Source organism: Sphingomonas sp. BL-S-05, from assembly GCF_055521695.1.
Genome location: NZ_CM145499.1, coordinates 1,699,631 through 1,718,359, shown reverse-complemented (window position 1 = coordinate 1,718,359; position 18,729 = coordinate 1,699,631). Strand labels below are relative to the sequence as shown.

Annotated in this window: 21 protein-coding genes, 1 tRNA gene and 2 pseudogenes; 12 read left to right on the top strand and 12 right to left on the bottom strand. The window is 64.6% G+C overall.

Features of this window, described 5'->3' with window-relative positions:
* The first annotated feature begins 148 nt into the window (after positions 1-148).
* The 3 genes from ACZ1JS_RS07915 (at position 149) to ACZ1JS_RS07905 (ending at position 1,856) form a co-directional block, all read left to right on the top strand.
* On the top strand, positions 149-1,183 hold the full coding sequence (locus ACZ1JS_RS07915) for a TonB-dependent receptor plug domain-containing protein (RefSeq protein ID WP_465168448.1): 1,035 nt from the start codon (positions 149-151) through the stop codon (positions 1,181-1,183).
* Positions 1,180-1,314, top strand: coding sequence for a hypothetical protein (locus ACZ1JS_RS07910; protein ID WP_465168447.1), 135 nt, complete (start codon positions 1,180-1,182; stop codon positions 1,312-1,314). Before ACZ1JS_RS07915 ends, ACZ1JS_RS07910 begins: the two co-directional genes overlap by 4 nt.
* Positions 1,315-1,427: 113 nt before the next feature.
* Entirely contained in the window at positions 1,428-1,856 is a 429-nt protein-coding gene (locus ACZ1JS_RS07905; RefSeq protein WP_465168446.1) for a hypothetical protein, read from the top strand.
* 128 nt (positions 1,857-1,984) lie between these two features.
* Here ACZ1JS_RS07905 and ACZ1JS_RS07900 read toward each other — a convergent pair whose 3' ends face one another.
* From ACZ1JS_RS07900 to ACZ1JS_RS07890, 3 genes are read right to left on the bottom strand one after another with little or no spacing between them, the layout of a single operon-like run.
* Positions 1,985-3,544 (bottom strand): sulfatase family protein, encoded by a 1,560-nt coding sequence (locus ACZ1JS_RS07900; RefSeq protein ID WP_465168445.1) that lies wholly within the window; start codon positions 3,542-3,544, stop codon positions 1,985-1,987.
* Positions 3,545-3,591: 47 nt separating this feature from the next.
* On the bottom strand, positions 3,592-4,407 hold the full coding sequence (locus ACZ1JS_RS07895) for a TonB-dependent receptor domain-containing protein (RefSeq protein ID WP_465168444.1): 816 nt from the start codon (positions 4,405-4,407) through the stop codon (positions 3,592-3,594).
* Positions 4,408-4,418: 11 nt separating this feature from the next.
* Positions 4,419-4,754, bottom strand: coding sequence for a hypothetical protein (locus tag ACZ1JS_RS07890; protein WP_465168443.1), 336 nt, complete (start codon positions 4,752-4,754; stop codon positions 4,419-4,421).
* A gap of 255 nt (positions 4,755-5,009) precedes the next feature.
* On the opposite strand from ACZ1JS_RS07890, the pseudogene ACZ1JS_RS07885 reads away from it, so the two are divergent.
* Together ACZ1JS_RS07885 and ACZ1JS_RS07880 are read left to right on the top strand one after the other, a co-directional pair.
* Positions 5,010-5,279 (top strand): annotated as a pseudogene (locus ACZ1JS_RS07885) (hypothetical protein); the annotation flags it as partial.
* A 128-nt stretch (positions 5,280-5,407) separates the two neighbouring features.
* Positions 5,408-6,555 (top strand): annotated as a pseudogene (locus ACZ1JS_RS07880) (IS3 family transposase).
* Between the two features lie 114 nt (positions 6,556-6,669).
* On the opposite strand, the gene ACZ1JS_RS07875 reads toward ACZ1JS_RS07880, so the two are convergent.
* From ACZ1JS_RS07875 to ACZ1JS_RS07855, 5 genes are all read right to left on the bottom strand, one after another.
* Positions 6,670-6,744 (bottom strand) — tRNA-Glu (locus ACZ1JS_RS07875).
* Between the two features lie 325 nt (positions 6,745-7,069).
* Positions 7,070-7,660: a 50S ribosomal protein L9 gene (gene rplI / locus ACZ1JS_RS07870; protein WP_465168442.1), complete on the bottom strand. Its 591-nt coding sequence runs from the start codon at positions 7,658-7,660 to the stop codon at positions 7,070-7,072.
* A gap of 12 nt (positions 7,661-7,672) precedes the next feature.
* On the bottom strand, positions 7,673-7,897 hold the full coding sequence (gene rpsR / locus ACZ1JS_RS07865; RefSeq protein WP_010543816.1) for a 30S ribosomal protein S18: 225 nt from the start codon (positions 7,895-7,897) through the stop codon (positions 7,673-7,675).
* 12 nt (positions 7,898-7,909) lie between these two features.
* Positions 7,910-8,335 carry a 30S ribosomal protein S6 gene (rpsF, locus tag ACZ1JS_RS07860; RefSeq protein ID WP_056451105.1) on the bottom strand — a complete coding sequence of 142 codons (426 nt, stop codon included), beginning with the start codon at positions 8,333-8,335 and terminating at the stop codon, positions 7,910-7,912.
* Between the two features lie 149 nt (positions 8,336-8,484).
* Entirely contained in the window at positions 8,485-8,862 is a 378-nt protein-coding gene (locus ACZ1JS_RS07855; protein WP_465168441.1) for an RcnB family protein, read from the bottom strand.
* 169 nt (positions 8,863-9,031) lie between these two features.
* Here ACZ1JS_RS07855 and fabD point away from each other — a divergent pair, with 169 nt between their 5' ends.
* From fabD to mltG, 7 genes are all read left to right on the top strand, one after another.
* Positions 9,032-9,967: an ACP S-malonyltransferase gene (fabD, locus tag ACZ1JS_RS07850; protein WP_465168440.1), complete on the top strand. Its 936-nt coding sequence runs from the start codon at positions 9,032-9,034 to the stop codon at positions 9,965-9,967.
* A 46-nt stretch (positions 9,968-10,013) separates the two neighbouring features.
* Positions 10,014-10,430 (top strand): GxxExxY protein, encoded by a 417-nt coding sequence (locus ACZ1JS_RS07845; protein ID WP_465168439.1) that lies wholly within the window; start codon positions 10,014-10,016, stop codon positions 10,428-10,430.
* A gap of 15 nt (positions 10,431-10,445) precedes the next feature.
* Positions 10,446-11,183, top strand: a complete 738-nt coding sequence (fabG, locus tag ACZ1JS_RS07840) for a 3-oxoacyl-[acyl-carrier-protein] reductase (RefSeq protein ID WP_465168438.1) — start codon at positions 10,446-10,448, stop codon at positions 11,181-11,183.
* Positions 11,180-11,689 (top strand): hypothetical protein, encoded by a 510-nt coding sequence (locus tag ACZ1JS_RS07835; RefSeq protein WP_465168437.1) that lies wholly within the window; start codon positions 11,180-11,182, stop codon positions 11,687-11,689. Before fabG ends, ACZ1JS_RS07835 begins: the two co-directional genes overlap by 4 nt.
* An 80-nt stretch (positions 11,690-11,769) precedes the next feature.
* Positions 11,770-12,006 carry an acyl carrier protein gene (locus ACZ1JS_RS07830; protein WP_055760552.1) on the top strand — a complete coding sequence of 79 codons (237 nt, stop codon included), beginning with the start codon at positions 11,770-11,772 and terminating at the stop codon, positions 12,004-12,006.
* Between the two features lie 118 nt (positions 12,007-12,124).
* Positions 12,125-13,381: a beta-ketoacyl-ACP synthase II gene (gene fabF, locus ACZ1JS_RS07825; protein WP_465168436.1), complete on the top strand. Its 1,257-nt coding sequence runs from the start codon at positions 12,125-12,127 to the stop codon at positions 13,379-13,381.
* Between the two features lie 4 nt (positions 13,382-13,385).
* Positions 13,386-14,354, top strand: a complete 969-nt coding sequence (mltG, locus tag ACZ1JS_RS07820; RefSeq protein WP_465168435.1) for an endolytic transglycosylase MltG — start codon at positions 13,386-13,388, stop codon at positions 14,352-14,354.
* Positions 14,355-14,498: 144 nt separating this feature from the next.
* On the opposite strand, the gene eda is transcribed toward mltG, so the two are convergent.
* The 4 genes from eda to pgl form a co-directional block, all read right to left on the bottom strand.
* Entirely contained in the window at positions 14,499-15,107 is a 609-nt protein-coding gene (eda, locus tag ACZ1JS_RS07815) for a bifunctional 4-hydroxy-2-oxoglutarate aldolase/2-dehydro-3-deoxy-phosphogluconate aldolase (protein WP_465168434.1), read from the bottom strand.
* A complete protein-coding gene (locus ACZ1JS_RS07810; protein ID WP_465168433.1) occupies positions 15,104-16,072 on the bottom strand; it encodes a glucokinase in 969 nt (322 codons plus the stop codon). The genes eda and ACZ1JS_RS07810 overlap by 4 nt, the downstream gene beginning before the upstream one ends.
* A 121-nt stretch (positions 16,073-16,193) precedes the next feature.
* Positions 16,194-18,014 (bottom strand): phosphogluconate dehydratase, encoded by a 1,821-nt coding sequence (gene edd / locus ACZ1JS_RS07805; RefSeq protein ID WP_465168432.1) that lies wholly within the window; start codon positions 18,012-18,014, stop codon positions 16,194-16,196.
* Entirely contained in the window at positions 18,014-18,718 is a 705-nt protein-coding gene (gene pgl, locus ACZ1JS_RS07800) for a 6-phosphogluconolactonase (protein ID WP_465168431.1), read from the bottom strand. The genes edd and pgl overlap by 1 nt, the downstream gene beginning before the upstream one ends.
* Between the last annotated feature and the right edge of the window lie 11 nt (positions 18,719-18,729).

The following is an 18,729-nucleotide window of genomic DNA, read 5'->3' as shown; positions in this document are numbered from 1 at the left end:
TGGAGCCTTCCCGCGTTAGTCCGACAATCCCTGCCGAGGCCGTCCCCGTACATCGGCGGCGGCACACGAGGTTCCGCAAGGAACCGCCGCCGCGCACCCGCGACGGGGCGGTACGTCCGACGCGGAGGACGAAATCGTCGTCACCGGCGTGCGTGCATCGATCGTCGGCGCGCTGAACGTCAAGCGCAATGCGACGCAGGTCGTTGATTCGATCGTCGCTGAGGATGTCGGCAACTTGCCCGACAACAACGCGATCGAGGCATTGCAGCGGATCAGCGGCATGCAGGTCACGAACCGCGCGGGCGGGAAAGCGGCGGCGATCTCGATCCGAGGCCTGCCCGATGCGCTGACCACGATGAACGGCCGCAACATCTTTACCGCGTCGGGCCGGGCGTTCGCGCTGCAGGATATTCCGGCGAATCTCGTCAAGCGGATCGACGTGTACAAGACGCGCGCCGCCGACCAGATCGAAACCGGCATCGCCGGTCAGATCGACGTGTTCATCCGCCGTCCGTTCGACTTCACCGGCTTCGCCATTTCGGGCGTCGCGCGCGGCATCTACACCGAACAGGCCGATACGTTTAACCCGAACGTGTCGGGCCTCATCAGTAATCGCTGGGAAACCGGCATCGGCGACATCGGCGTGCTGGTCAGCGGCAGCTATGCCTGCACCAAATATCGCGACATGAGCGTGACGTCGGGGGCGATGGTGCCGTTCGTCACCGGAAACCCGCTGCCGGGCTATACCCCGCTGCAGCGCGCCTTCCCCGAAAGCGGCGCATGGACGCCGGGTACCGAGCGCGGCCTGCCCTATGCCGCCGGGTCGACCTTCCTGCCAGGCGGGCGGCAGGTGCCCTATTATCTGTCGCGCGACGCGGTGTTCAGCCCCGACGTGACCGGCACGCGCGAAGCCCGACGGTCAACGCCGCGGTGCAATGGTCGCCGAACAACAGTTCGACCTATACCGCCGAATTTTTCTGGAGCCAGTTCAGCGCGACGACGCAGACCAGCCTGTTCTTCAGCTTCGTCGACTGGTGGGGATCGCTCGGCGCCAATCCGAAATCGACGATCGAGCTGTTTCCCGACACCAACATCATCAAGGCGCGCTCGGTCGGCGACGTCTATGGCTTCAACAGCGGCGACTATACCCGGTCGAAGGCCAACAGCTTCGTCTATGCATTGAACGGCGACTGGAAGGTCGGTGACAATGCGCGGATCACCGCCGACCTGTCGTACCAGAACAGCCAGTTCGACACGCAATTCCTGGCGATGCGGATCGGGGTCGGCCGGGCCACCGATTGTCCCCTCGCATGACCACGACGATGCTGACGCCGGCACGCGATAATTGAGGTCTTGGCCCGGTCCTGTATACCGATGGGGCGAAGCGCTTCGGGCACGACGGCCTGAACGAACGCTGTCAGTCGTCGATGCTGTTTTATGCCGACAAGGGCGAAGGCATCGTGATACTAACCAATGGCGGGCAGGGGCGGCGGCTGATGGACGCGCTCGTCCGAGCGGTGGCGACCGAGTATGGCTGGAGCGAAATCGCCGCGCCGGCCGCAACGGAACAGCATTTGTCCGCGACCATATTGTCGAACAGGGCGGGGCGGTTCGAAGGGAGCGGTCTGTCGGTGTCGTTCGAGGCGCGCGATGACGGGCTGTACGCGCATACCGCCGGCCCCGCGCCCGAACGTCTGATCGCGCTACCCGGCGATCGGTTCTTTGCAAGCGGCATGGGGATCGTCATCCGGTTCGCGGCCGGATCGGATTATTTCGATATTACCGAAGGTGGGCCGCCCATCCGGTTCGAGCGTCAACTGGTACCCAAGAGCAGCGAAGCGCCAACGTCGCGCTAGTGGCTACCTACCATGTGCCCGCCTATCGCACATGAACGAATGGACGAAGTTGGGCAGCCCTGAAACTACCTTGGATGACTGGTTCTCGGTCGTCCTACGCGACTACGCAGTTCCTGAATTATTCAAGATCATCGCGATCTGCGTGCCAGTGGTTGGAAGAAGCTTTCCGGAAACGGAGCCGGCCCCGCTGCTTCGGGTTTGCGCAGGTTCGCGCGATAGCCGGCATCAGCACTTAGCGGAATCTGCATACCGTCGGTCTGTTCCAACAGCGTGAACAGCTTACCGCTCAACCGCTCCGCCAGATCCTCATGTCCCGGACGTGCCAGCAGATTGTCGTTCTCATGCGGGTCAGCGGTCAGGTCGTACAGTTCGTCGAGATCCCAGATGCCGTGGAAGTGCATGTACTTGTACCGATCTTCGCGGATCGCATGGACGGTCGGCGTCTGCGGGAAATTGCGTTCCCAATAATATTCGTAGAGCAGTTCTTTGCGCCAGGGGGCGGCTTTGTCGCGCGCAATCGGCAGCATGTTGGACCCGGCCATATGCGCGGGCGGCTTCAACCCGGCCGCTGTGAGCATCGTCGGGGCAATGTCGATATTGGCGACAACCGCATCAACCTGACTGCCCGGGGCAAACAGCGACGGACAGCGCGCCAGCATCGGCACGCGCATCGATTCCTCATAGGCGGTGCGTTTGTCGATCAGTCCGTGCTCGCCGAACATGAAGCCGTTGTCACCCATGTACAGGATCAGCGTGTCGTCCAGTTCACCGCGCTGTTCGAGCAGATCGAGGATGCGGCCCAAGCCTTCGTCGACCGCCAGCAGCGTTTCCATATAGCGCTTGTAATAGTCGGCGATGTCGAGATTGCCGTGATACGCATAGTCGACGCCGTGCCAACTGTTGCGCTGGTTCTCGACCCACATCGGTCGACCGGGGACGCCTTTCCGCATGTTGTCCGGATATCGGAACGTCTCGTTCGCGTAGCGGCCCTTGTGGCGTTCGGCCGGAATGAATTCGGAATGCACCGCCTTGTGCGCAAGATGCATCATCCATGGCCGCTTGGCGTCGCGCTTGTTGATCCAGTCGATCGCGTAGTCGGTCAGTTCGTCGGTAATATAGCCTTTCTGCGGCACGCGACGGCCATCGACGTTCAGTCCGTCGGCGCTGGGGAGGTAGCTGCCTTGCCCCTTGAAGCTGACCCAATGGTCGAAACCCGGTTGCGGTTCATCACCGGTATCGCCCATATGCCATTTGCCGATGAACGCCGTGTCGTAGCCGGCCTGCTGCAAATACTCGGGATAATAGATCAGCCCCGACGGGATCGGGTGGTTGTTGTCGACCACCTTGTGCTGGTGCGCATACAGACCAGTCAGGATCGATGCGCGACTGGGCGAGCAGAGCGCGGTCGTGACGAACGCGTTGCGGAAATGCGCGCCTTCCCGTGCGAGACGGTCGAGGGTTGGCGTCTCGCCGAACGATTGCGCCTTCATGAAGCCCATGGCGTCGTAACGATGATCGTCGGTCAGGACGAACAGGATGTTCTTCGGCTTGGCGGTGCCCTGCCGCGGAAGGCGCAGGCTGCGCTTGGCCGGCTGTTGCGCGGTTGCTCCCGCTGCCCAGCTGTACAAGCCGAAGGCGCCGCCCGTTCCGGCGAGCAGGACGCCGCGGCGATCGAGGGTGTTGGCCATGATGGTTCCTTTTCGAGACCGTTCGCGCTGTCGCGTGGATAAGGGGGTTAGATGCTGAGGCGCAGCCCGCCGAACACGCGGCGACCGGCATCGAGATAGTTGGCGGGCAGCCCGGTCGTGAACTCGACGATCTCGTCGCGATCGAGCAGGTTGACCGCTTCGAGCACGAGTGACGCCTCCGGCGCGATCTTGACGCTGATGCTGGCGTCGAGCGTGCCGAACGCGCGGTTCTCGCGCCCCTGTGCCGGGGCGACCGCCGCCGCGGCAAGGAAGCTGCTGCGCCACGAATAGGAGACGCGCGCCGCGACCGGTCCCTTTTCGTAATAGCCGATCAGGTTGTAGTTATGCTTCGACGCGGCGGTGAGTTGGGTCGGATCGCTATTGTCGATGAAGGTGTAGTTGGCGATCGTCCCCAAACCGTCGAACGGGGCGGGAAGGCTGGTGAACGCCTGTTGGAAATACAGCTCGACGCCCTTCAGATCGACGCCGGATCCGTTGACGAGCTGGCTGACGGTGAAGTCGGTCTGGACCCGGGTCGTCCCCGTCGTACGGATATAGGCGATAGGAAGCGACTGGACCGTGATCTCACGCCGGATCAGGCTTTCCAGATTTTTGTAGAAGAAGGATGCGCCGACCAGTGCGTCACGAGCAAAATAATATTCGATCGTCGCGTCGAGATTGTTCGATCGGAACGGGTCGAGATAGGGGTTGTTGCGGGTGACGGTCAGTGCGTTGCCGTTGGCGGTCGTCGTCGGCGAAATGTCGCCGAGGTTGGGCCGGGCAATGGTCCGCGACGCCGAGAAGCGGAATTGCAACTGGTCGGTAGCTTCGTATTTAAGGTTCAGGCTGGGCGGCGTGGACAAATTGCCGGTAATTATCGCTGCCAGATTTTGAACCAGAATAGCGTTATCGCAGCTCCGGCCACCAGCATGAACACGTATGGAGGGACGAAGCCGGCATCAGGCGTGAATGCGCCGCCACAAGGATCGGTTGGTAGCAACTGATTGACGCCGAAGCCAGCGATCAGGCCGGTGGCGATCGGCAGCAAGCATCCTCCCGTCAGATTTTTGCCCGAACTCGCTGACAACGCGAAGCTGGATTTTGAGAACACGGCCGTCAGGGCGAAACCAACGATAGCTCCTGTAATAATGGAAGCCAGCCCAATCGCAGCCCATATACCAGTTGGGATTGTGCAGAAGTCGAATTGCATTTTGACTTGTTAAGCAGAGTGTCTGAGGGCGCCAATGGTGGTTGACGGGCGCCTCATGGATTAATTCAAGGCTGCCTTTTGGAGGTAGGCTTGAGCCGACGCGATCTCGCCGAAGCGGCATGGCGCATTTTGAAAGGCTTGCTGCCCATCGCGCCTGAGAACCGTGGTCAAGGCAGGCCACCCGAGTAGAACCGATCAATCATCAACGGCATCTTCTGGCGGCTCCGCTGCGGTGCTCCGTGACGTGACGTTCCGCCCAAATACGGGAGTTGGAACACAATCTACCGGCGGTTCCGGCGATGGAGTGAAGCTGGGGTCTGGGAGACCGTTGCCATAACGCTCGCCGAAATCATGGCGGACAGCGGCCACTACAGCATCGACAGCACCACCGTTCGCGCCCACGTCTCGGCAGCGGGCGGAAAAGGGGGACGCATCGACGCGCTCTTGGCCGCTCGCGGGGCGGGTTCACCAGTAAACTTCACTGTCTGGCTGATGCCCTCGGAAGACCGCTCGCCTTCCACTTAACCGTTGGCGAGGCGGCAGATTGCAAGGCGTATGATGCTCTGATCGGTCTGCCCGAACGCGCGCCCGATGTGAGCTGCTGCCGGTTTCGTGGACACCGAGATAAGGTGTTTTGGGACCGGAGGGTGTGAATGCAACGACGGAAGTTCAGCCGGGAGTTCAAGCTCGAGGCGGTGAAGTTGGTTCGGGAGCGCGGGGTATCGGTGTCGCAGGCCGCCCGGGATCTGGACCTTCACGAGAACGTGCTGCGCAAATGGGTGCGTGAGCATGTGTCGGATCCTGGGTCGGCCTTTCCCGGTCATGAAATAATGAAGCCCGAGCAGCAGGAGATTGAGCGGCTACGCCGCGAACTGGCTCGGATGAAGGCCGAGCGCGACATCCTAAAAAAAGCGGCGGCCTACTTCGCCAGGGACTCGATATGAGGTTCGAGTTCATCGCGAAGCACCGGGGGATCTGACCGGTATCGTGGATCTGCGAAGCGCTCGGTGTTTCGCGTAGCGGCTTTCACGCCTGGCTGGTTCGTGCGCCCAGTGCCCGCGCCCGCAGCGACGAGGAATTCGGCGCCAGGGTCCGGGCCAGTTTCATCTCCAGCTATCGGACGTACGGTGCGCGCCGCGTCTGGCACGACCTTCTGGCCGAAGGCCTGTCATGCGGCTTGCATCGCGTCGAACGGCTGATGCGTGTCTACGGTCTGAAAGCGCGCCCGCGCCGTCGCGGCCTGCCAAAAGACGACGGCCTGCGGTCGGTCATCGCCGACAACATCCTCGATCGCCAGTTTACGGCCGAGGCGCCCAACCAGAGGTGGATCGCGGACTTCACATACATCTGGACCGCCGAGGGCTGGCTGTACGTCGCCGTGGTCATCGACCTGTTCCCGCGCCGCGCGGTTGGCTGGTCGACGAGCAACACCATGACCGCCCAGCTCGTGACCGATGCATTGATGATGGCGATCTGGCGACGTGGCAAACCCGATGCCCTGCTGCATCACTCGGACCAGGGCAGCCAATACACCAGTGAGCAGTTCCAGCGACTGATGACGGACAATGGCGTCACCTGCTCCATGAGCCGGTCGGGCAACGTCTGGGATAACGCGGCAATGGAGAGCTTCTTCTCGTCGATGAAGACCGAACGCATCGGCCGGAACACATATCGAACGCGCAATCAAGCGAAGGCCGACGTGTTCGATTACATCGAACGCTTCTACAATCCGACGCGACGCCACTCGACGCTGGGCTATCTCAGCCCCATGGACTTTGAGCGGCAAGCGCAGGTAGCTTAACTTCGTGTCCGCGAAACCGGCAGCAGCTCAGACATCCACGCTCGCCCGTGGACGACGTGTGGACGAAATCACCAATTTTAGGAGGTCAATCACAATCTAAGTGATTGGTTTCGCTGGTGACCCCTACGAGAATCGAACTCGTGTTTTCGCCGTGAGAGGGCGACGTCCTAACCGCTAGACGAAGGGGCCGCTTGCGGGGAGGGGCGCTCCTACGCCGCGCGCGTGCCGGCGTCAAGCCATGGGGCAGGGGTTTCGTGGCGGGCGGGGCGTTCATCGGCGCGAAACCTTTTGCCGGCTGCGGGATTGAACGGACAAACCCTTTGCACAAAGGCATTCGTCATGGCCAAGGCCGTTCCGCTGATCTTGTCGCTGATTCCGCTCGCTGCCGTCATCGGGACGTGCGTCGCTTGTCCCTGACCTTCGACGCGCCTTCCGCCTATTGGCCATGACGGCATAAACGAAAGGCCGCCGGATCGCTCCGACGGCCTTTGTCTGTTCGTCGAGGCGGGGGGGATCAGCCCTGCGCTTCGTCCGTCGCGTCGTCGCGGGCGATTTCGCCCGGCTCAGCGTTGGGATCATAGTCTTCGGTGAAGCCGGCGTCGTCACGCTCGAACATCGAGGCCATGACGTCGACGCCCTGCGCCTGCATCTCGGCTTCTTCCGGCGAACGGGCGACGTTGACCTTGACGATCGTGGTGACTTCCGGGTGCAGCGCGACCTTCACGTCGTACAGGCCGATGGCCTTGATCGGACGGTCGAGTACGATCTGCGACTTGTCGACCTTGTGGCCGTCGGCGACGAGCGCTTCGACCAGATCGCGAACCGCAACCGAACCATAGAGCTGGCCGGTGTTCGACGACTGACGGATCAGCGTGACCGAAACGCCTTCCAGCGTCTTGGCTTCGGCTTCGGCGTCGGTGCGACGGGCGGCGTTCTCGGCGACGATCCGCTCGCGGTTCGCCTCGAACACCTTCTTGTTGGCTTCGTTGGCGCGCAGCGCCTTCTTGCGCGGCAGCAGGAAGTTACGGGCGAAGCCGTCCTTTACCTTCACCACGTCGCCGATGGCGCCGAGCTTCTCGACGCGTTCCAGCAGAATGACGTCCATGTCGGGCGCTCCTTACTTAACGATGTAGGGCAGCAGGCCCAGATGGCGGGCGCGCTTGATGGCCTGGGCCAGTTCGCGCTGCTTCTTGGCGCTCACCGAGGTGATGCGCGACGGGACGATCTTGCCGCGTTCGGACACGAAGCCCTGCAGCAGACGAACATCCTTGTAGTCGATCCGGGGAGCGTCCTTGGCGGAGAAGGGGCAGCTCTTGCGACGGCGGAAAAACGGACGTGCCATGGGTGCTGCTCCTTACGCTTCGACTTCGGCCGACGGTTCGCGCTCGCGGCGCGGACCACGGTCGCCACGATCGTCGCGGTCACGACCGCCACGACGGTCGCCACGCTCCGAACGCTCGCTCTTGCGCATCATCACGGTCGGGCCTTCCTCATGCGCGTCAACCTTGACGGTCATGAAGCGGATCACGTCTTCGTTGATCTGCGTCTGGCGCTCCAGCTCGGCCACGACGTCGCCCGGCGCGTCGATCTCGAGCATGACGTAGTGCGCCTTGCGGTTCTTCGCGATGCGATAGGCGAGGCTGCGCAGGCCCCAGGTCTCGGTCTTGACGACCTTGCCGTTCATGTCCTGAACGATCTTGGTGGCGGTTTCCGCCAGCGCGTCCACCTGCGCCTGTGCCAGATCCTGGCGCGCAAGGAACACGTGCTCGTAGAGAGCCATGTGTCTTTCTCGTCTGTTGGCCGATCGCTGACGCCGCGCCAATCGCGAACGCCCCTCCGGCTGTCGTCTTCAAATGCAGTCCGGGGCGACAGGACATGCCTGCCACCCCGGATGCGCTTCCCATACCCGAATCGGGCGGGAAAGCAAGGTCAGTTGGCGATCGCGCCGCCGATGACCGCGCCGATCAGGCCGCTGGCGATCGCAACGAGTACCGCGTCATTGCCTGAGCGGACCCACTGATAGCCGCGCGGGGGTGCATAGACGCCGCGCTGGCGATAGCTGCGATAATCGATCACGCGGTAATTCGCGGCGCGATTGCGGTCGAACTTCTGGCCGCGCTGCCACTTGGTGGCACGTGCCTGTTGCGGGCGGACGACGGTCTTGGTGACCTTCTGGCCCCGGCCGTCCTTCTGGACGACGACGGTCCGGCCCGGCTTCTCCTTGATGACGGTGCGGCTCTGCGCCGACGCGGCCATCGGGGTCGCGAGCAGCGATGCGGTGATCGCGGCGAGGATCAGCTTCTTCATCTTCGGTCTCCTTGTGATCGGTTGCTGGAGCCAAGATGGGGACCCGCTGTAACCGGGATTTGTCAGCCGCGCGACGAAATGGTCGCAGCATGTCGCGATGCGCCCCCTTGCGTTCAGCTTGGCCATGCGACTACCCCGCCCGGCTTGGATTTGCAGGAGACGTTTGGCGATGCGCGCATTCATCTTTCCGGGGCAGGGGAGCCAGTCGGTCGGCATGGGCGCCGCGCTTGCCGCCGCCAGCCCCCATGCCCGCGAGGTGTTCCAGGAAGTGGACGAGGCGCTGGGCCAGCATCTCTTCCGCCTGATGGCCGATGGTCCCGATGCGGACCTGCTGCTGACCGAGAATGCGCAGCCGGCGATCATGGCCAATGCCATCGCGACGCTGCGCGTGCTGGAGCGGGAAGGCGGCATCCGCCTGTCCGACAAGGCCGATTTCGTCGCGGGCCATTCGCTCGGCGAATATACCGCGCTATGCGCCGCCGGCGCGCTCGACCTATCGACCACGGCCCGGCTGCTCAAGCTGCGCGGGCAGGCGATGCAGGCGGCGGTGCCGGTGGGCGAGGGCGCCATGGCGGCGCTGCTCGGTGCCGACCTCGCCAAGGCGCAGGCCTTGGCCGAGGCGGCGGCCGAGGGCGATGTCTGCACCGTCGCCAACGACAATGATCCGTCGCAGGTCGTCATCTCGGGCGCGAAGGCGGCGATCGACCGTGCCGTGCCGCTGGCAAAGGAAATGGGCATCAAGCGTGCGGTCGTGCTGCCGGTGTCGGCGCCGTTCCACTGCCCGATGATGCAGCCGGCGGCCGATGCGATGGCGGCGGCGCTGGCCGATGTCGCGCTGTCGGCGCCGGTGGTGCCGGTCTATGCCAATGTCACGGCAGCGCCGGTCGCCGATCCGGAAGCGATCCGCACGCTGCTGGTCGAGCAGGTGACCGGCATGGTCCGCTGGCGCGAGTCGGTGCTGGCGATGCAGAATGCCGGTGTCGGCGACTTCGTCGAACTGGGCGGCAAGGTCCTCGGCGCGATGGTCAAGCGCATCGCCCCCGACGTGACCGCAACCAGCGTAGTGACGATGGCTGATATCGAGGCGCTCGTGGGGCGGTTGTAAGAACGATGTAGCGCGCAAAGGCGCAAAGGACGCAAAGGGGTTGTGGATGTCGGATGTTGACCGGATCAGTCGCGATGTCATTGATCTGGCCATCCGCATCCACCGTCAGCTTGGTCCGGGACTATTGGAAAGCGTGTACGAGACGGTGCTTGCAGCGAAGCTCCGTGAACGCGGCTATGACGTGCAACGACAATATCCGGTCGATTTCGAGTTTGAAGGGACGCATTTTGATGCTGCGTTCCGGCTGGACCTCCTGATCGATGGACAGTTCATCGTGGAGATAAAATCGACGGAGCAACTGTCCCGGGTTCATGCGAAGCAGCTTCTGACGTATCTGCGGCTGACGAAGCAGCCGGTCGGTCTGCTGATCAATTTTGGCGGCGAGACGCTGAAGGAAGGGGTGCGGCGGTTGGTCAACAACTATGACCCCTCTGCGTCCTTTGCGCCTTTGCGCGAAATATAATCAAGGGAAGATACGATGTTCGACCTAACGGGAATGACCGCCCTCGTAACCGGCGCCAGCGGCGGGCTCGGTTCCGCGATTGCCAAGGGCCTCGTCGCGCAGGGTGCTCGCCTCGCGCTGTCCGGCTCCAATGCCGCCAAGCTGGAGGCGTTCGCCGCCGAACTGGGCGGTGACCATGTGCCGCTCGTCTGCGACCTGTCCGACGGTGCGGCGGTCGACGGGCTGGTGCCGCAGGCGGTGGCCGCGCTCGGCAAGCTCGACATCCTCGTCAACAATGCCGGCGTCACCCGCGACAACCTCGCGATGCGGATGAAGGACGACGAATGGGACCAGGTGATCCGCGTCAACCTCGAGGCGGCGTTCCGCCTGTGTCGTGCCGCTGCCAAGCCGATGATGAAGGCGCGCTTCGGCCGCATCGTCTCGATCACCTCGGTCGTCGGGCAGACCGGCAATCCCGGACAGGCCAACTATGCCGCGTCGAAGGCGGGCCTGGTCGGCATGTCGAAGGCGCTGGCCGCCGAACTTGCCAGCCGCGGCATTACCGTCAACTGCGTCGCGCCCGGCTTCATGGCGTCGGCGATGACCGATGTGCTGCCCGATGCGCAGAAAGCCGCCCTGCTGGGCAAGATTCCGGCCGGGGCGTTGGGGACGGGCGGTGACGTCGCCGCGGCGGTCGCCTATCTCGCCAGTCGCGAGGCCGGCTATGTCACCGGCCAGACGATCCATGTGAATGGCGGGATGGCGATGATATGAGCGTAGTGCTGATGGCGGCGATGCTGGCGGCGGGCGATGCGAACGTCGTACGTTGCGTCGCGACCAAGATGCCCAAGGCCGACATGGCGCGCCTGCAACAGGGCATGATCGTCGGCGTGCTGGAGGGCAAGAAGCCGGCGCCCGCGACCGAGGCACTGGTCAGGAAGGCGCGCGCCCAGGCCGCCGCCTGTCAGCCCGGCACCGGCAAGGCGGATGCCCGCGCGGGCGAGATCGTCGTCACCAGCATCGCGGTCGAGGCGCTGGCGTCGGGGCTGAGCGCGAAGGGCGTCGATCCGATCGCGGTCAACCGCCGGTTGAGCCAGACGCCGACTGCCGTCCTGAACGCCTTTCTGGCGCGTAAGCAGACGGCGCAGGTCGATGCCTTCATGAGCGGCATGATGACGCTGGCGGGCGCGCAAAAGGGCGATACGCGGGTGCAGCGGCTGATGGGCGGCTATGCGTATAATGCCGCGACGCTGGCCCGCCTGTTCGCTGCAAAGGCTTGAGCGGCGGACTTGCGCCGAAGCCGGACGCGCTTTAGGGGCGTTCAGGTACGATACACCCCGGATGTGAAGAGGGAATGAATATGAGCGAGACTGCCGAACGCGTGAAGAAGATCGTCGTCGAGCATCTCGGCGTCGAAGCGGAAAAGGTTACCGAAGACGCGAGCTTCATCGACGATCTGGGCGCGGACAGCCTCGACATCGTCGAGCTGGTGATGGCGTTCGAGGAAGAATTCGGCGTCGAGATCCCCGACGATGCCGCCGAGAAGATCACGACCGTCAAGGACGCGATCACCTATATCGACGAGCATAAGGGCTGATCCGGCGGGGGCGCGCTATCGCGTCCCGCCATCTGCCGAGACCATCGCGGCCCCCCGTCCCGGCGAAAAGCCATGGGCGGGGGGTCGTTCGTTAAGTATCTGAACGGAGAGTAATGCCATGCGCCGCGTAGTCGTGACCGGCCTCGGCCTCGTGACCCCGCTGGGTGCCGAGGTGGAAACCGCGTGGAAGAACCTGATCGCCGGCAAGTCGGGCGCGGGGCCGATCACGCATTTCGATGCGTCGAACCAGAAATGCCGGATCGCGTGCGAGGTGAAGCCGGCCGACCACGAATATGGCTTCGATCCGAACAAGCGCGTCGATCACAAGATCCAGCGGCAGGTCGATCCGTTCATCGTCTATGGCATCGATGCCGCCGGACAGGCGCTGGAAGATGCCGGCCTGACCGACATGGACGAGGCGACGAAGCTGCGTGCCGGTGTCTCGATCGGATCGGGGATCGGAGGTCTGCCGGGGATCGAGATCGAATCGGTCAACCTGCACGAACGCGGCCCGGGACGGGTCAGCCCGCATTTCGTCCATGGACGGCTGATCAACCTGATCAGCGGCCAGGTGTCGATCAAGTACGGCCTGATGGGACCGAACCATGCGGTCGTCACGGCATGCTCGACCGGCGCGCATTCGATCGGTGACGCGGCGCGGATGATCCGCGACGACGATGCCGACATCATGCTGGCGGGCGGTGCGGAAAGCACGGTCAACCCGCTGGGCGTCGCCGGCTTTGCGCAGGCGCGCGCCCTCAACATGAGCATGAACGACCGCCCGACCGAGGCAAGCCGCCCCTATGACAAGGATCGCGACGGCTTCGTGATGGGCGAGGGCGCGGGTGTCATCGTGCTCGAGGAATATGAGCACGCCAAGGCGCGCGGCGCGAAAATCTATGCCGAAGTCGTCGGCTATGGCCTGTCGGGCGACGCCTATCACGTCACCGCGCCGCATCCCGAGGGCAAGGGCGCGGAGAACGCGATGCGCATGGCGCTGCGTAAGGCGGGCATGGAGCCGTCGGACATCGACTATATCAACGCCCATGGCACCTCGACCATGGCGGACACGATCGAACTGGCGGCGGCCAAGCGCGTGTTCGGCGACGACCTGTCGGGCGCATCGATGTCGAGCACCAAGTCGGCGATCGGCCATCTGCTGGGTGGCGCCGGGGCGGTGGAAAGCATCTTCTGCATCCTCGCGCTACGCGACCAGATCGTTCCGCCGACGCTGAACCTCGACAATCCGGACGAGGGAACCGAAGGCGTCGACCTGGTGCCGCATGTAGCCAAGAAGCGGCAGGTGCGCGCGGTGCTGAACAATTCGTTCGGTTTCGGCGGCACCAATGCCTCACTGGTGATGAAGGCGATCTGACGCCATGCGCCGGATCGGTTGCGTCGGCCTGGTCGTCGGACTGCTCGCCATCGGCGCGCTGTTCCTCGTCATCCAGAGCTGGGGCGGGGCCGGTCCGGCGCAGCGGATGCTGACGGTGACCGTGCCGCAGGGCGCCAGCCTCGCCTCGGCGGCCGAGAAGCTGGAGGAGGCGGGCGCGATCCGGTCGGCCGGTCGTTTCCGCCTGCTCGCCCGCTTCCTCGGCAGCGACGAACCGATCCGCGCCGGCGAGTACCGCATCCCGAAGGGATTGAGCCAGGCGGACGTGCTGAAGCTGTTGCAGGGCGGCAAGACGCTGCAACGCTTCGTGATGGTGCCCGAAGGCTGGCCGTCGGTGCTGGTGCAGGAAGCGGTGGCGAAGGCGCCGCAGATGGCCGGGACCGCACCGCTGCCGGCCGAGGGCAGCATCCTCCCCGACAGCTATAGCTATGAGCGGGACGGCGACCGCGCCGCTCTGGTCGAGCGGATGCAGGGTGCGATGGATCGTTATCTTGCCGAGGCGTGGAAGAAGCGCAAGCCGACGACGGTGGTGAAGTCGCCGCGTGAGGCGATTATTCTCGCCTCGATCGTCGAGAAGGAAACCGGCAAGCCGTCCGAACGGCGGATGGTCGCTGCCGTCTACTCGAACCGGCTACGCGTCGGCATGCGGCTACAGGCCGATCCGACCGTCATCTACCCGATTACCAAGGGAAAGCCGCTGGGCCGGCGGATCCGCCGTTCGGAGTTGCAGGCGAAGAACGGGTACAACACCTATGCCTCGGCAGGCCTGCCGGTCGGGCCGATCGCGAACCCGGGGCGCGCGTCGATCGACGCGGTGCTCGATCCGGCGGAGACGAAGGCGCTGTATTTCGTCGCGGACGGCAGCGGGGGGCATGTGTTTGCCGACACGCTGGCCGAACATAACGCCAATGTGAAGAAGTGGTACGAGATCCGCCGCGCGCGCGGCGAGATGTAAGTCCCAACAATCCTCCCCATTCATGGGGAGGGGGACCAGCGAAGCTGGTGGAGGGGGATCGCCGCAAACGCTGACGTCGCGTACGGGGCCAACCCCCTCCACCATGCTGCGCATGGTCCCCCTCCCCGCGGAGCGGGGAGGATTCTATCCCTTCAAACCCGCCGCTGCGTGCGCCCGCGTTTCGGTCTCCGCATGGGTCGCGCCGACGATCCAGCTTCCGCCGACGCACAGCACCGGATCGAACGCGAGCCATTCGGGCGCGGTCGCTTCGGTGATGCCACCGGTCGGGCAAAATTTTGCCTGATAGAAGGGCGCCGCCAACGCCTTCAACGCCTTCAGCCCACCCGATGCTTCGGCAGGGAAGAATTTGAAGTGCGTCAGGCCGAGGTCGAGCCCGCGCATGATGTCGCCGGCATTGGCGATGCCGGGAAGGAACGGCACGCGGCTGTCGATGATCGGCCGTGCGATCGTTTCGGTCAGGCCGGGCGAGACGATGAACTCCGATCCGGCGTCCATCGCCTGCTTGAACTGCTGCGTGTTGACGACGGTGCCGGCACCGACGATCGCGCCGTCGACCTTCTTCATCTCGGCGATCGCTTCGAGCGCGGCGGGGGTGCGCAGCGTCACTTCGAGTACGCGCAGGCCGCCCTTGACCAGCGCCTCGGCCATCGGGCGCGCTTCGGCGGCGTCGTGAATGACCAGTACCGGGATCACCGGGCTGGTTTGCATGATATCGGCGATGGTGACGGTCATCGAGCGTGCTCCTGCGCAAAGGCGGCGGCGGCCCCGAACAGGCCGGGCTGGGGATGGGTGATGAGCTTGACGGAGACGCCCGCCATCAGCTGCTGAAAGCGGCCTTTCGCAGTGAAGCGCGTACCGAATCCCGATTCAAGCAGGTGATCCTTCAACCGCAGGCCGAGGCCGCCAGCGATGACCACCGCCTTCGCCCCCTGCGCCAGCGCGAGGTCGCCCGCGACCGCGCCGAGCGTCAGGCAGAAACGATCGAGCGCGGCGACGGCGATGCTGTCGGTCCCGTCGAGCGCGGCGGCCCAGATCGTCTTGTCGTCGCTATGCGGCATCGGCGCGCCTTCGATCTCGGCCAGCGTCTCGTACCATGCGACGATCGACGGACCGGCGCAGGCGCGCTCGTTCGAGCCGCGACCATGCGCCTTGCGCAGACGCTTGAGCAGCGCGTCCTCGATCCCGTCGAGCGGCGCGAAATCCTGATGCCCGCCTTCGGTTTCGAGGACGTGATAGCCTTCCTCGGTCCGCAGCAACTGCGCAACGCCAAGGCCGGTGCCCGGTCCGCAGATGGTGGTCACGCCGCGGGTCGGCAGCGGCCCTTCCGGCCCGCACAGATGGATGAAATCTTCCTCCGCGACCTGTGCCACGGCATGGCCCACCGCACCGAAATCGTTGATGATCGTCCAGGTTTCGACGCCCAGCCGTTCCTCCATCAGCGGCGGACGGATGATCCACGGATTGTTGGTGAATTTGATGAGCGTATCGTTGACCGGCGAGGCGACCGCGAGGCTGGCCGCCTTGGGCAGCGGACGGCCGAGATCGCGTTCGAACGCGCGCCAGGCGAGCTGCAGGCTGCCATGTTCGGCGACCTTCTGAGTGATCGGCTCGCCCAGATGGACGACGCGGCCATCCTCGACCTCGGCGATCGCGAAGCGGGCGTGCGTTCCGCCGATATCTACCGCAACGACTTCCATGACCTCTCCCTTTACCCCTTTTGCGTATCCCCGCGAAGGCGGGGATCCAGAGTTACGCAGGTCGACGCTTGTGCCTCTGGACCCCCGCCTGCGCGGGGGTACGATTGCATTCGTTAGGCGATTACAGCCCCGCCGCCGCCAGCATCGCCGATGCGCCGGCTTCGGCTTCGCTCGCCCCCTGCCGCATCATCGCGAAAATCTCGCGACCGGTGCCATCGGCCTCCGGCGGCACCGGCGCATGCTCGCGCGCCGCCCATTCGTCGGCAGGGACCAGCGCTTCGAGCGTATTCGCATCGGCGTCGAGCCGGACGATGTCGCCATCGCGCAGCTTGCCGATCGGACCGCCGCCCAGTGCCTCGGGCGACAAATGGATCGCGGCCGGCACCTTCCCCGACGCGCCCGACATGCGGCCATCGGTCACCAGCGCGACACGGTAGCCGCGATTCTGCAGCACGCCGAGCGGCGGGGTCAGCTTGTGGAGTTCGGGCATGCCGTTGGCGCGCGGCCCCTGGTGGCGAACAACGACGACGACATCGCGGTCGAGTTCGCCAGCCTTGAACGCCGCCTGGACCGACGCCTGATCGCTGAACACGCGGCAGGGCGCCTCGATGATCCAGCGATCGCGATCGACTGCCGACACCTTGATGCACGCGCGACCGATATTGCCCTGCAGAATGCGGAAGCCGCCCTCTTCGTTGAACGGATTGGCGACGGTGCGGACGATGGTGTCGTCGCCGCTGACCGGGCCATGTTCCTTCCAGACGAGCTGGTCGTTCTCGATCGTCGACTTGCGGCCATAGGCGGCCATGCCATCCTTCGCGATCGTCATCACGTCGCCATGCATCAAACCGCCGTTCAGCAGCTCGCGGATGACGAAGGACGGACCGCCGGCATCCTCGAACCCGTTCACATCGGCCGATCCGTTCGGATAGACGCGCGTCAGCAGCGGCACGGCCTGGCTCAACCGGTTGAAGTCTTCCCAGTCGATGATGATCCCGGCCGAACGCGCGATGGCGGGCAGGTGGATCAGATGGTTGGTCGACCCGCCGGTCGCGAGCAGCACGATCGCCGCGTTCACGATCGCCTTCTCATCGACCACGCGGCCGATCGGACGGTAATCGTCGCCGTCCCAGCCGATTTCGGCAAGGCGATGGACCGCATGGCGGGTCAGTTCCTGGCGCAGCTTCGTCCCCGGATTGGCGAAGGCGGCGTCGGGGACGTGCAGCCCCATCGCCTCCATCATCATCTGGTTCGAATTGGCGGTGCCATAGAAGGTGCAGGTACCCTTGCCATGATAGGCGGCGATCTCGGCGTCGAGCAGTTCCTCGCGCCCGACCTTGCCCTCGGCATAGGCTTCGCGGACCGCCGCCTTCTGCTTGTTGGGGATGCCCGACCGCATCGGGCCGCCGGGGATCAGCACCATCGGCAGATGGCCGAAGCGCAGCGCGCCCATCAGCAGGCCCGGTACGATCTTGTCGCAGATGCCGAGCAGCGCCGCGCCCTCGAACGTGCCGTGGCTCAGCGATACCGCCGTCGACAATGCGATGGTGTCGCGGCTGAACAGCGACAATTCCATGCCCGGAAAGCCCTGCGTCACCCCGTCGCACATCGCCGGCACGCCGCCCGCGACCTGCGCCGTCACGCCCGCCTCGCGCGCCCAGACCTTCATCTGTTCGGGATAGCGGTAATAGGTCGCATGTGCCGACAGCATGTCGTTATAGGCGGTGACGATGCCGATGTTCATGCGGTTGGCCGGCCGCATCGCATCGCGATCCTCGTCGGTGCCGGCATAGGCATGGGCGAGGTTCGCGCAGCCGAGCATCGGCCGGTCGACGCCACTTTCGCGCTCCCGATCGATCAGCGCGAGATAGGCGGCGCGTTTGTCGCGCGACGCTTCGATGATGCGGTCGGTGACGGCGGCGATCGTGGCGTTGAGGGCCATCAGCGGCTCCAGTGGATATCGACGGGAAGTTCGACTTCGGCCAGCACGCGGCCGATCGGATAGGCGGAGGATGCGCCCTGATCGACGGCGCGTTCAAGCACCGATTTCTTTTCGTCGCCGGTGATGGCGATCATCAGCGCGCGCGCCGAAGCGATCGCGGCGTGGCTCAGCGTCACGCGGGCGACGGGGGCCTCGGGCGGCAGCGGGTCGGGCATGACGCCCAGCGCGCGGCGTTCCTTAGGACCGGTCAGCGCCTCGGCCAGATCGGGGCCCGGAAAGATCGACGCGGTATGGCCATCGGCGCCCATGCCGAGCAGGCACAGGTCGAGCGGCCAGTGCAGATCCTGCAACCGGGCGTCGGCGGCGCGGCCGGCCGCCTTATAGTCCGCCGCCTTTTCGGCGGTCAGCGGGATCACCCGCGCGCCCTTGGGCAGGAACACCTTGGCGAGGCCGGTGACGTTCGACATCGCGTCGCCCATCGGGACGATGCGATCGTCGGTCGGGACGATCGTCACCCGCTTCCAGTCGAGCTTGGCCTTGATCAGCTTCTCATAGATCGGGGCAGGGGTGCGACCGCCCGCCAGCGCGATCACCGCCGCGCCGCGCGCGTCGATCGCCGATTCGATGATGAACTGGATATCGCCGGCCAACGCTTCGGCGAATTCGGCGGGTTCGTCATATTCCCACCATTCGATCTCGGTCATTCTGTCTTCCC